Source organism: Agrobacterium sp. MS2 (assembly GCF_003261015.1).
GTDB classification, from domain to species: domain Bacteria; phylum Pseudomonadota; class Alphaproteobacteria; order Rhizobiales; family Rhizobiaceae; genus Agrobacterium; species Agrobacterium pusense.
The window spans coordinates 222,916-235,546 of record NZ_QLNF01000014.1 but is presented as its reverse complement, the minus strand read 5'-3'; the positions used below and the strand labels follow the sequence as shown (position 1 = coordinate 235,546).

At 59.7% G+C, this 12,631-nt stretch carries 10 protein-coding genes; 5 read left to right on the top strand and 5 right to left on the bottom strand.

Annotated features, from left to right (window positions below):
• Window positions 1–67 precede the first annotated feature (67 nt).
• On the bottom strand, window positions 68–952 hold the full coding sequence (tesB, locus tag DOU54_RS09165) for an acyl-CoA thioesterase II (protein WP_004444049.1): 885 nt from the start codon (window positions 950–952) through the stop codon (window positions 68–70).
• Here tesB and DOU54_RS09160 point away from each other — a divergent pair.
• From DOU54_RS09160 to fdxA, 4 genes are all read left to right on the top strand, one after another.
• Entirely contained in the window at window positions 916–2,253 is a 1,338-nt protein-coding gene (locus tag DOU54_RS09160; protein ID WP_373968923.1) for a ubiquinone biosynthesis hydroxylase, read from the top strand. The genes tesB and DOU54_RS09160 overlap by 37 nt on opposite strands.
• Before the next feature lie 458 nt (window positions 2,254–2,711).
• Entirely contained in the window at window positions 2,712–5,795 is a 3,084-nt protein-coding gene (locus tag DOU54_RS09150; RefSeq protein ID WP_004444043.1) for a helicase-related protein, read from the top strand.
• A 4-nt stretch (window positions 5,796–5,799) separates the two neighbouring features.
• Window positions 5,800–6,216, top strand: coding sequence for an RNA-binding S4 domain-containing protein (locus tag DOU54_RS09145; protein WP_004444041.1), 417 nt, complete (start codon window positions 5,800–5,802; stop codon window positions 6,214–6,216).
• A gap of 158 nt (window positions 6,217–6,374) precedes the next feature.
• Window positions 6,375–6,713, top strand: coding sequence for a ferredoxin FdxA (fdxA, locus tag DOU54_RS09140; RefSeq protein WP_004444038.1), 339 nt, complete (start codon window positions 6,375–6,377; stop codon window positions 6,711–6,713).
• 64 nt (window positions 6,714–6,777) lie between these two features.
• On the opposite strand, the gene holA is transcribed toward fdxA, so the two are convergent.
• From holA to leuS, 3 genes are read right to left on the bottom strand one after another with little or no spacing between them, the layout of a single operon-like run.
• A complete protein-coding gene (gene holA, locus DOU54_RS09135; RefSeq protein WP_112553110.1) occupies window positions 6,778–7,815 on the bottom strand; it encodes a DNA polymerase III subunit delta in 1,038 nt (345 codons plus the stop codon).
• Window positions 7,816–7,826: 11 nt separating this feature from the next.
• Complete coding sequence (gene lptE, locus DOU54_RS09130) at window positions 7,827–8,372, bottom strand: LPS assembly lipoprotein LptE (protein ID WP_006698300.1); 546 nt, start codon at window positions 8,370–8,372, stop codon at window positions 7,827–7,829.
• A complete protein-coding gene (gene leuS / locus DOU54_RS09125; protein ID WP_113382004.1) occupies window positions 8,365–10,995 on the bottom strand; it encodes a leucine--tRNA ligase in 2,631 nt (876 codons plus the stop codon). The genes lptE and leuS overlap by 8 nt, the downstream gene beginning before the upstream one ends.
• Window positions 10,996–11,186: 191 nt before the next feature.
• Between leuS and DOU54_RS09120 the strand changes: the two genes are divergently transcribed.
• Complete coding sequence (locus DOU54_RS09120) at window positions 11,187–11,846, top strand: YggS family pyridoxal phosphate-dependent enzyme (RefSeq protein ID WP_162749676.1); 660 nt, start codon at window positions 11,187–11,189, stop codon at window positions 11,844–11,846.
• Between the two features lie 57 nt (window positions 11,847–11,903).
• Here the strand turns inward: DOU54_RS09120 and DOU54_RS09115 are convergent, their stop codons facing one another.
• Window positions 11,904–12,605, bottom strand: coding sequence for a DUF1013 domain-containing protein (locus DOU54_RS09115; protein WP_006698297.1), 702 nt, complete (start codon window positions 12,603–12,605; stop codon window positions 11,904–11,906).
• Window positions 12,606–12,631: the final 26 nt, after the last annotated feature.

The following is a 12,631-nucleotide window of genomic DNA, read 5'->3' as shown; positions in this document are numbered from 1 at the left end:
AAAAAGGGGCATTTGTCGGCGAATTTTGCGTCTATAAAATGTGCGATTTTTAGAAAACGCACTTTATTTAATCATTTGCCCTTTTGCGGATCAAACCTTCCTGCGCCACGGAGGCGACCAGTTCACCCTGTCTGGTGAAAATATTGCCACGGGTCAAACCACGCGCGCCCGAGGCGCTGGGGCTGTCCTGTGTATAGAGTAGCCAGTCATCCAGCCGGCAGGGACGATGAAACCACATGGCGTGGTCTAGGCTTGCCACCTGGATCGAAGGATCGAAGATCGTCGTGCCATGGGCATAGAGCGAGGTGTCCAGCAGCGTCATGTCGGAGAGATAGGCGAGAATGGCGGATTGCAGGCGCGGATCGTCAGGTACGCTTCCAACGGCACGGACCCAGATATCCTGCTGCGGCTCCAGCTTTTCTTTTGAGATGTAGTGGGTCAGCGAGACCGGCCTGATCTCGATCGGCCGCTTGTTGCTCCAGTAGTTTCGGATCGAAGCGGGCGCCTTTGCGAGGAAAGCCGCCTGCATCTGTTCCTCGCTCATCAGTTTTTCAGGCGGCGTCACATCAGGCATCCTGATCTGATGGGTAAAACCGTCCTCGAATATCTGGAACGACGCCGACATGGAAAAAATAGCTTTGCCGTGCTGGATGGCGACCACGCGACGGGTGCAGAAACTGGCGCCATCGCGGATACGCTCGACCTGGTAGACGATGGGCACCAGCGGGTCGCCGGGACGCATGAAATAGGCGTGCAACGAATGCACGAAGCGATCGTCATCCACGGTTCTTTGCGCGGCGATCAGGGCCTGTGCAATGACCTGACCACCAAAAACCCGTTGCCAGCCGATCTGCGGGCTTTCGCCCCGGTAAAGGTTCTCTTCCAGCTTCTCAAGATCGAGCGTGGCGATGAGATTTGCCATCGGGTCTGACGATTGCAAGGGATGCGACATTTTTTCGGCCTGCTCCGGCTGTAGGAAGACGTCACATGGTCTATAGTGCGCCGATGATGCATGCACAAGATTTGAGGAGAAGCGCGATGCTGGACGTTGTGGTGGCAGGCGGCGGATATGTCGGTCTTTCCGTTGCTGTGGCAATCAAGCAGGCGGCCCCGCATCTGAATGTGCAGGTAATTGAAGCCGCTCCTGAGGATGTCTGGGCAAAGGATGTTCGCGCGTCCGCCATTATCGCAGCGGCTACCCGCATGCTCGATGTTTTCGGCATCTGGAACGAGATCGAGCCGGAAGCCCAGCCGATCCACAAGATGATCGTTACCGATTCGAAAACCGCCGATCCGGTACGTCCCGTGTTCCTGACGTTTGACGGCGCGGTGGAAGAGGGCCGGCCCTTTGCCCATATGGTTCCAAACGTCGCTTTGGTAGGCGCGTTGCGGGGCCTTTGCGCACGCCTGGGCATAGAAATCCGCCACGGCCTCAGTGTTTCCGATTTTACAGCAGGACCGCAGTCGACGGCTATTCACCTTTCCGACGGATCGACGCTCGAAGCGCGATTGCTGATTGCCTGTGATGGTGTTCGCTCGGCTCTTCGGGATATGGCTGGCATCAAGACGGTGCACTGGGCTTACGATCAGTCAGGCATCGTGACGACCGTTGAGCATGAGCGACCGCACGAAGGCTGCGCCGAGGAGCATTTCCTGCCATCCGGACCCTTCGCCATTCTGCCGTTGAAGGGAAACCGGTCTTCGCTTGTCTGGACCGAACGCACCGCCGATGCCGACAGGCTTGTGGCCGCCGACGACCTGGTGTTCGAGGAGGAGCTTGAGCGCCGGTTCGGCCACAAGCTCGGCACGATCCGCCCTGTCGGTCCCCGGCGCGCCTTTCCGCTGGGTCTCACTTTGGCACGGTCCTTCGTCGCGTCGCGTTTCGCGCTCGCCGGTGATGCGGCCCACGGTATTCACCCGATCTCGGGTCAAGGCCTCAATCTGGGTTTCAAGGATGTGGCGGCTCTGGCCGAAACCGTGGTTGAAGCTGACCGTCTCGGCCTCGACATCGGCTCCCTCAATGTTCTGGAGCGGTATCAGTCCTGGCGCCGGTTCGACACCTTGCGGATGGGGGTGACCACGGATGTGCTGAACCGGCTGTTCTCCAATGATGTCGGTCCCATTCGCATCATGCGCGATTTCGGTCTCGGCGTGGTGGATCGTTTGCCGGGTCTCAAATCCTATTTCATCGGCCAGGCCGCCGGTACCACGGATGCAAATGCGCCGCGTTTGCTCACCGGTGAGGCACTCTGATCTCGGCTTGTGGTGCTGGCTTCGGAACGGCTTTTCGGGGATTGGCGCTTGACAGCCGATTCCCGGATTTTCCGACCGGCGGTTTTACCGTAATGCCGAATCCGGCCAAGGACTTATCCGGATTCATAATCTGGTAGAGGCCGTGACTTCGCCAACCAGATATTGCGGAGAACAAAAGCTGAATCACGAGGAGTCAGCGATTCGTATTCGATTCGTTCGCAGACTGTTCCGCAGCCGAATCGATTTCATTTTCGCCGGATTCTTTTTTCTTGTTCAACTATCTGAATCGAAATGGAAAATTTCGTTGACTGGTCGCCTTGTAGCACTTTGCGGGTGAGGCCTATTGCCTTTGTCGGTAGGCGTTGCCATGTGTGGTGCGTGCGGCCCATACCGTTGATGTGGGTGGCACGCCAAGCAGATGAAGTCGATTCGCGGATAGTACGTTGAATTTTCGCCCCATGATCCTGAGCGGCCGCGGTGTCACGGCCGTTCTCGGCCCCACCAACACCGGCAAGACCCATTACGCGATTGAGCGTATGGTGGCGCATGGCAGCGGTGTCATCGGCCTGCCGCTGCGCCTTTTGGCGCGCGAGGTCTATACCCGTCTGGTCGAAAAGGTGGGGGCGCCCAATGTGGCGCTGATAACCGGCGAAGAAAAAATCTCACCCCCAAAAGCCAAGTATTCCGTTTGCACAGTGGAAGCCATGCCGCGCGAAACGACGGCCGCCTTCGTTGCAATCGATGAGGTGCAGCTGGCAGGCGATCTCGAACGCGGGCATATCTTTACCGACCGGGTTCTGCATCTGCGCGGTCGGGAGGAAACGCTGCTGCTGGGGGCGGGCACGATGCGCCCGATCCTCGAAAAGCTGCTGCCGGGAATTACCGTGGTGGAGCGACCGCGTCTGTCGCAGCTTTTTTATGCCGGCCAGAAGAAGATAACCCGCCTGCCGCAGCGCACGGCGATTGTCGCTTTTTCCGCCGATGAGGTCTATGCCATTGCCGAACTGGTGCGCCGCCAGCGGGGCGGCGCGGCCGTTGTGCTAGGCGCGCTTTCGCCCCGCACGCGCAATGCGCAGGTGGGTCTCTATCAGTCCGGCGATGTCGAATATCTGGTCGCGACGGACGCTATCGGCATGGGCCTTAACCTTGATGTCGATCACGTCGCTTTCGCGCAGGACCGAAAATTCGACGGTTATCAATTCCGCAATCTCAATCCGGGCGAAATCGGCCAGATCGCCGGCCGCGCCGGCCGCCATCTTCGTGACGGCACCTTCGGGGTGACAGGCCGTGTCGACCCGTTCGATGACGAACTGGTGGAGCGGATCGAGACGCATCAGTTCGATGCGGTGAAGGTGTTGCAGTGGCGGACGAAAAACTTCGATTTTTCCTCTATCGCCAATCTGCGTGCGAGCCTTGACGCTGCGCCGGCGATCCAGGGGCTTTCGCGCGCCCTGCCGGCCATCGACCAGCAGGCGCTGGAGTATCTGTCCCGTTATCCCGAAATCATCGACGTGACGACGACCGATGCACGGGTGGAAAAGCTCTGGGAGGCCTGCGCGCTTCCGGACTATCGCCGTATCGCGCCGGCGCAGCATGCGGATCTGATCTCCACGCTCTATTTCGACCTCGTCAAGCGCGGGACGGTGAACGAGGATTTCATGGCCGAACAGGTGCGTCGCGCCGACCGCACGGATGGAGAGATCGATACCTTGTCTGCGAGGATTGCGCAGATCAGAACATGGACTTATGTATCGAACCGCCCAGGATGGCTTGCCGATCCGACACACTGGCAAGAAAAGACTCGGGAAATCGAGGATCGATTGTCCGATGCGCTACATGAAAGGTTGACGAAACGCTTTGTTGATCGCAGGACATCTGTGCTCATGAGGCGCCTGAGAGAGAATGCGATGCTTGAAGCTGAAATCAGTGTAAATGGTGATGTCTTCGTAGAAGGTCATCACGTCGGCCAATTGGCCGGGTTCCGGTTCACGCCGGTGCCGGGAATGGAAGGGCCGGATCAGAAGGCCGTGCAGGCTGCGGCGCAGAAGGCGCTCGCGCTCGAATACGAGGCGCGTGCCGCGCGTCTGCACGCCAGTGGAAATGGCGATCTCGCTTTGAGCTCCGATGGTCTGGTTCGCTGGCTGGGCGAGCCGGTTGCCCGTCTTTCGGCCGGCGACAATATCATGAAGCCGCGGGTGATCCTGCTGGCCGACGAGCAGTTGAGCGGTAATGCCCGTGATCACGCGCTCGCGCGGATCGAGCGTTTCGTCAACCACCAGATCGCAACCGTGCTGAAGCCGCTGGATGATATCTCCCGCGCGGAAGACCTTCAGGGTCTCGCAAAGGGTCTCGCTTTCCAGCTGGTTGAAAATCTCGGCGTGCTGTTCCGTCGTGACGTCGCGGAAGACGTGAAGTCGCTGGATCAGGACGCGCGTGCTTCCATGCGGCGTTACGGCGTGCGTTTCGGCGCCTATCATGTCTTTTTGCCTGCGCTCCTGAAGCCCGCTCCGGCAGAACTTGTGACGCTGCTCTGGGCCTTGAAGAATGATGGTCTTGGCAAACCGGGTTATGGCGACCTCATTCCCGTGCTGGCTGCAGGCCGCACCTCGGTCGTTACGGATGCCAGCTTCGAGCGCATGTTCTACAAGCTTGCCGGTTTCCGTTTCCTCGGAAAGCGCGCGGTGCGTATCGACATTCTCGAGCGTCTGGCCGATCTCATCCGTCCGCTGCTGCAGTGGAAGCCCGGCCAGCAGCCGCGCCCCGAAGGCGCTTATGATGGCCGTCGTTTCACGACGACGACCGCGATGCTTTCCATTCTCGGCGCAACGCTCGATGACATGGAAGAAATCCTCAAGGGCCTCGGTTACCGTGCCGATCAGGTGACGGCGGAAGAGGCACAGGCCTTCCTCGCCAGCCAGGCAGGCGCCACTGTGCCGGCTGCCCCGGAAACGACGGCGGGCGAAGAGGATAGCGCTGAGACCGAGCAGGACGAGCCGGCTTCCGAAGAGCAGGCCTCCGAAGCGGTTGCTGTTGTGGAAGGCGACGTTACCGAGGCGCCGGTCGCGGAAGCCGCCGGTGAAGAGGCTGCTGCAAATGAAGCGGCTCCGGCGGAAAGTGGTGAGGCCGCCGAGCCGAAGCCCGTGCTTCTGTGGCGTCCGGGTGGCCGCAATGAAAACCAGCGTGGTGAAAACCGTCGTCCCGGCAATCGTGGCCAGGGTCGTGAGCAGACAGCGCGCGAGCAAGGCGAGCGACGCGGCGAAGGCCGTCGTGACAATCGCGACGGGGCAAATCGCGATGCAGCCAATCGTGGCGGCGAGGGCGAGCGCAAGCGTGACGGCGGCCGTCCCGATCGCGGCAACAACCGCAATAATGATCGTCATGATCGTGGCGAGCGCAAGGACAGGCCGGAGCGCAGCGACCGTGGCGGAAAGCCGCAGGGCCAGCAGCGTTTCGAGGCCAAGCCACCGCGCAAGGAAAAGCCGCTGGACCCGGATTCGCCTTTCGCAAAGCTCGCTGCCCTCAAGGAGCAGCTGAAGAAGTAAGCCTATGGGAAACAGCGAACAGCCACTGGAAAGCACGCGCCAGCGTCTGGACAAGTGGCTGTTCTTTGCCCGCATGGCTAAATCCCGTTCGCTCGCCCAGAGCTACGTTCAGTCGGGACAGGTGAAGATCAATGGCGTCGTCGTCCGCCAGCCCAGTCATGCGGTGAAGCCCGGCGACAGGCTGGAAATAAGCTTCGAGCGGATGGACAGGGTCGTGGTGGTGAAGTCGGGCGGGACGCGGCGCGGCCCCTATGAAGAAGCCAGACTTCTCTATGACGATCAGACGCCGCCGAAGGAGCCTTCCGACAGGCTGACACTCCTTGAGCAGGCAATGCGCCAGCCGGGCAGCGGACGCCCGACGAAAAAGGAGCGCAGAGCGCTCGACAGGTTTCTGTCCGACAGCGACGGCAGTACAGATTAGAATAAACCTCCAAGTCAGCCCCGTTTTTCAGAATTGTTTATCCTTGCTATCTGCAAGCAAAGGCATTACGTCACTTGCGAAATTGCCCTGTCTGAATTCCGGGCGACGGCTTGTGTTCCGAAGCCCAAAGACCCGGCCTGCATATTCTGGAGTTCATCATGACATATGTCGTGACCGACAATTGCATCCGCTGCAAATATACCGATTGCGTTGAGGTCTGCCCTGTCGACTGCTTTTACGAGGGCGAAAATTTCCTCGCCATCAATCCCGACGAATGCATCGACTGTGGTGTGTGCGAACCGGAATGTCCTGCCGAGGCCATCAAACCCGATACGGAGCCGGGTCTCGACAAGTGGCTGAAGCTCAATGCGGAATATGCCGCGATCTGGCCGAACATCACCATCAAGCGCGACCCGATGCCGGAAGCCAAGGAAATGGATGGTGTCGAAGGCAAGCTGGAGCTTTATTTCTCTGCTGAGCCCGGCAAGGGCGACTGACCGCAGATTTGCGACGGTCTCGCACTAACATTTGAAAAGCCCTCGTCTGCACGAGGGCTTTTGTTTATCCGCCGCGGCCGGATTGCAGCGTGGTGGATAATAGTGTCAGTAGGGCCACGCTTTCCTCCAGACTTTGACGCTGGCGGCTTTGCAGGATGGCCGCCTGCAGTCGGTTCATCTCGCGCGCGATCGCCGCTGGCTGCCATGTGCGTAGCGCTCTTTCGATGACCGGTTTCCGGCGAAAATGGATATGGCGTCCAAGCGTCTGCATGACCTGACCGGCCTGCTGCTTTTTCTCGTCCATCTCGGCGCGCATCTGATCGAGCAGCTGGAATTGCTTGAGGCACCCCTGAAGCACGAGGAAGATCGGCGTCTTGGAAGAAATGATCTTCTGAGTGGCATGAAAAAACGCGTTTCTGTCACCCTTCAGGATGGCGTCAACGGCGTCATCGGCTGAAACCGTACTGGCATCACCGATGATGGCCAGGACATCGTCTTCCTCGATTACCTCTGCGCCGCGGCAATAAAGTGCCAGCTTGCGAATTTCGTTTCGTGAAGCGATACGGTCGCCCCCCAACGATTCGATAAGCCGTTGCCGCGCGGCAGGCGCGATACGCAAATTGTCGCCCGAAAGTTCCTGGTCTATCAACGCGTTCAGTGCGCGCGCATCGTCCGCGTAACAGGGAATGGCTGCGATGGATCGAGCCGGTTCCGCGATCTTGCGCAGCCCCGTGCCCTTCTTGATGTCGCCTGCTTCGATGATGAGAAAGCTCGCTTCCGGCGGCGTTTCCGCCAGAATCTGGAGGGCATCCACCAGCGCCTTTTCAGCTGACGCGCCCTTGATCCAGACAAGTTTCTCGCCGCCGAAAAGACCAATGGCGTTCACCTCATCCAGCAAACGCCCCGGGTCGCCCTGGAGATCGGACGCAGTCAGTTTCAGCGACGCAAAAGCGTCGTCGGGATCTATCCCCGTCTTTTTGGCGATGAGGGTTGCGCGTTCTGATACGAGACCACGATCCGGCCCGTAGAGTACGAAAACGCGAAAGCGCTCCGCCGGATTCTCGGCGAAGCGCTCGAATTCATGGGACTTTATCTCCGCCACGGCCGCCGCTCTCAGCGGCCGAGGGTGGCGGCGATGTCGGTGCGGATGATTTCGGCAAGTTCGCGCGCCGCACGGTTTTCGGCGTCGCGGGTCGCCCGGATCTTGGCGAATTCCTGCTGTGGCAGATCCACCTGCGCCGTCACGCTGCGGCGTGCGGAGCGCAGGATCTGACCGTCGGAAATGCGCGTCAGCACGTATTGGCCGCTCATGATGACACGGCCTGGATACGGCCCGTCGTAATTGTTGTTCGTCCGTGTGGTTAGGTCGTAATTCTGCACCTCTGTCGAGGAAGCGCTCGAGCTGACCGAAACCTTGACGTTATATTGCGCCGTCGTCGGCTGCCCAGCGCCGCCAGCCAGAAGGAAGATTAGCTGGTTGCGAACTTCCTGTCCAACTCTGCCGCCGATATCAGATACACTGACGGCCGCCAGCCTTTCCTTGGTCCCGGAAGCCTCGCCATAGAGCGGGCGCACCTGGCAGCCCGCCAGAAGACCAGCCATCATCACGACGGAAATTGCTGCCGCGACGCGGCTCCATCTCGAAAAAACGTCAGACAACAATGTTCACAATCCTCTGCGGAACCACGATGACTTTCTTGGGCTCGCCGCCGGCAAGAAGAGATTTGACGGCATCCAGAGCAAGGGCAGCCGCGCGGACCGCATCTTGATCCGCATCGCGCGCGATTGTCAATTCGCCGCGCTTCTTGCCATTGACCTGCACGGGCATGACCACGTCGTTTTCCTCGACCAGCGACGGCACGAAGGTCGGCCATGGCGTCTCAGCCACCAGACCTTCATTGCCGAGTGCCGCCCAGCATTCTTCCGCCAGATGTGGCGTCATGGGGGCGATGATGCGGATCAGGATTTCGACGGCGTCACGCGCTGCAGCCTTGACGTCGTCGGATTTGCCGCCCGCAGCGACATCCGCAAGCGGACCGGCGAGCGCGTTGACCAGTTCATAGATGCGGGCAATGGCCTTGTTGAAGGCGAGCTTGTCCAGGTCTTCCTGAACAGCCTTCAGCGTCTTGTGGGCCGCCTTGGAGGCCGCCAGCCCTTCACCCTCGGCTGCAGGCTTCGGCCTGACGGATTTCAGTTCCTCGGCAGCTTCACCGATGATGCGCCAGACGCGTTGTACGAAGCGGTTCGCGCCCTCGACGCCCGATTCGGACCAAATCACATCACGATCCGGCGGCGAGTCCGACAGGACGAAAAAGCGTGCGGTATCGGCGCCGTACGATGCGATGATATCATCGGGATCGACCACGTTCTTTTTCGACTTCGACATCTTCTCGATCGAGCCGATCTTCACCTCTTCGCCGGATGACAGCAGGAAGGCGCGGCGTGTGCCGTCGGTTTCCTCAATCCGCAGATCTGCAGGTGGCACCCATTCGCGTGCAGTGCCTTCACCACGGCTGTAGGTCTCATGAACCACCATGCCCTGGGTGAACAGGCCCTTGAAGGGTTCCTTGACATCGACATGGCCTGTTTCGCGCATCGCACGGGTGAAGAAGCGCGAATAGAGCAGGTGCAGGATCGCGTGCTCGATGCCGCCGATATACTGATCCACAGGCAGCCAATGATTGGCGACCTTCGGATCGGTCGGTGCATCTTCCCAGGGTGCCGTGAAGCGCGTGTAATACCAGCTGGAATCGACGAAGGTGTCCATCGTGTCGGTTTCACGACGCGCGTCATGGCCGCATTGCGGGCAGGCGACGTGACGCCAGGTCGGATGCCGGTCCAGCGGGTTGCCGGGCACGTCGAAGGTCACATCGTCGGGCAGCTTGACGGGCAGGTCCTTTTTCGGGACCGGCACGACGCCGCAGACTTCGCAATGAATGACCGGGATCGGGCAGCCCCAGTAACGCTGGCGGGAAATGCCCCAGTCGCGCAGACGGAAATTGACCTTGCGCTCGGCCTGAGGCGCGTTGTCCAGCGTCTGCGCCGACAGCTTCTGCACGACTGCCTCGAAGGCATCCGTCGTTTTCATGCCATTCAGGAAGCCGGAGTTAATCATCACGCCGTCGTCGGTGTAGGCGGTGTCATCGACCGTGAAGCTTTCCGCATCCGGGCCCTCAGGGGCGACGACCGCCACGACCGGCAGGCCGTATTTGCGGGCGAAATCCAGGTCGCGCTGGTCGCCGGAAGGGCAACCGAAGATCGCGCCGGTACCGTAATCCATCAACACGAAGTTGGCGACATAGACTGGCAGTTCCCAGGTCGGATCCAGCGGATGGACGACTTTGACGCCGGTATCGATGCCCTTCTTTTCAGCCGTTTCCAGCGCGGCCAGAGACGTGCCATGGCGGCGGCATTCATCGCAGAATTCGGCGATCGCAGGATTTTTTTCCGACAGTTCTTTCGCCAGCGGGTGGTCGGCTGCAATGGCCAGGAAGGAGGCACCGAACAGCGTGTCGGGGCGTGTGGTGTAAACCGTGATGTCAGAGAAGCCATCCGGTGCCGTGTCAGCAACAGTCTGCCAGCGCAGCGACAGGCCTTCGGAACGGCCGATCCAGTTCTTCTGCATCAGGCGCACTTTTTCCGGCCACTGATCCAGCGTGTCCAGCTCGTCCAGCAGGTCCTGGCTGAAATCGGTGATGCGGAAGAACCATTGCGTCAGCTCGCGCTGTTCGACCAGCGCCCCGGAGCGCCAGCCGCGGCCGTCGATGACCTGCTCATTGGCCAGAACGGTATGGTCGACCGGGTCCCAGTTGACCTTCGACTGCTTGCGGTAGACCAGACCCTTTTCCATGAAGTCAACGAACAGTGCCTGCTGGCGGTGGTAATATTCCACGTCGCAGGTCGCGAATTCGCGGGTCCAGTCCAAGGACAGGCCCATGGATTTCAGCTGACCGCGCATGGTGGCGATGTTCTGGTAGGTCCAATCTTTCGGGTGAACCTTGTTCTGCATGGCGGCGTTTTCGGCCGGCATGCCGAAGGCGTCCCAACCCATCGGGTGCAAGACGTTGAAACCGCGGGCGCGCTTGTAGCGGGCGACGACGTCGCCCATGGCATAGTTGCGGACATGGCCCATGTGGATGCGACCCGACGGATAGGGGAACATCTCTAGAACGTAATATTTCTCACGCGGATCGCTGTTGTCTGTCACGAAGACCTTGTCTTCGTTCCATTTTTGCTGCCAGCGCGGCTCGGCGTCGCGAGGATTGTAACGTTCGATGGCCATTGTCTAAAATTCCGGGTATCGAGGGGAAAAATGTGCGCTGACCTTCACCATGAAACGACCGGGGCGTCAAGTTTGGCGGGGCGTTCGGACGTTCAATCTTGGCCAGCGTGCCTCAAATGGTGCTAAAGCCGCTTGGCATCAAGGCGATCGGCGTCTAGTTAGCGGTTCGAACGGTTAAAAAAGGTCTTGTGATGGAAATCGAAGCACGACTTCAGGATGTCAGGCAGCGCATTGCGGATGTGGCGGAAAAATCCGGCCGCAAGGCGGCAGATGTTGCCCTCGTTGCGGTATCGAAGACCTTCGAAGCGGAGGCGATCCAGCCGGTCATCGATGCCGGCCAGCGCGTGTTCGGAGAGAACCGCGTGCAGGAAGCGCAGGGCAAGTGGCCGGCGCTGAAAGAGAAGACTGATGGCATAGAACTGCATCTGATCGGCCCGTTGCAGTCCAACAAGGCTGCCGACGCCGTGGCATTGTTTGATGTCGTCGAAAGCGTCGACCGCGAAAAGATCGCCCGCGCGCTTGCCGAGGAATGCGGCAAACAAGGCCGCAGCCTTCGTTTTTATGTGCAGGTCAATACCGGGCTCGAGCCGCAAAAGGCGGGCATCGATCCGCGTGAGACCATCGCTTTCGTGGCCCTTTGCCGGGATGAGTTGAAATTGGCTGTCGAGGGGCTGATGTGCATTCCGCCGGCAGATGAAAATCCCGGTCCGCATTTTGCGCTGCTGGCGAAGCTTGCCAAGCAATGTGGCCTAGAAAAACTCTCCATGGGCATGTCCGGTGATTTCGAAACGGCCGTCGAATTCGGCGCGACCAGTGTTCGTGTGGGCTCGGCGATCTTCGGCACACGATAAGGCCATAAACAAAAAACCCGGCACTGAGGCCGGGTTTCGAGCATTCGAAAACGTCGATCAGTACTGATCGTCCTCGTCTTCATCCTTCTGCGTGGATTTCAGCGAGGAGAGCTTCTTGAAGACTGCATCGGCGTCGATCTGTTCGTCTTCTTCGCGCTGGAAGTTGTAATCCAGACCTTCCGTTGCCGTCGCCGGCTGCAATGTGTTGTCCAGCTCTTCGGCGGTCGGCAGCGGACGGCCACGCGAGGCGCGTTCAACTTCGAGGTCGAGATCGATCTGGCTGCAGAGGCCGAGTGTGACCGGGTCCATCGGTGTCAGGTTTGCCGAGTTCCAGTGGGTGCGGTCGCGGATCTGCTCAATGGTTGACTTCGTGGTGCCGACGAGACGCGAAATCTGCGCATCCTTCAGTTCCGGGTGGTTGCGAACGAGCCAGAGAATGGCGTTCGGACGGTCCTGACGCTTGGAAACCGGCGTGTAACGCGGACCGCGACGCTTGGATTCGGGCACGCGTACCTTCGGCTCGGAAAGCTTCAGCTTATGGTTCGGATTGGCTTCAGCGCGGGCAATCTCGTCGCGGGAAAGCTGTCCGGTGGCGATCGGGTCTAGGCCCTTGATGCCCTGCGCGGCTTCACCGTCGGCAATTGCCTTGACTTCAAGCGGGTGCAGTTTGCAGAACGTGGCGATCTGATCGAACGACAGCGCGGTGTTGTCAACCAGCCATACAGCCGTTGCCTTTGGCATGAGCAATTGTTGAGCCATGGATACAGTCCTTCTGTCCGTCCGCG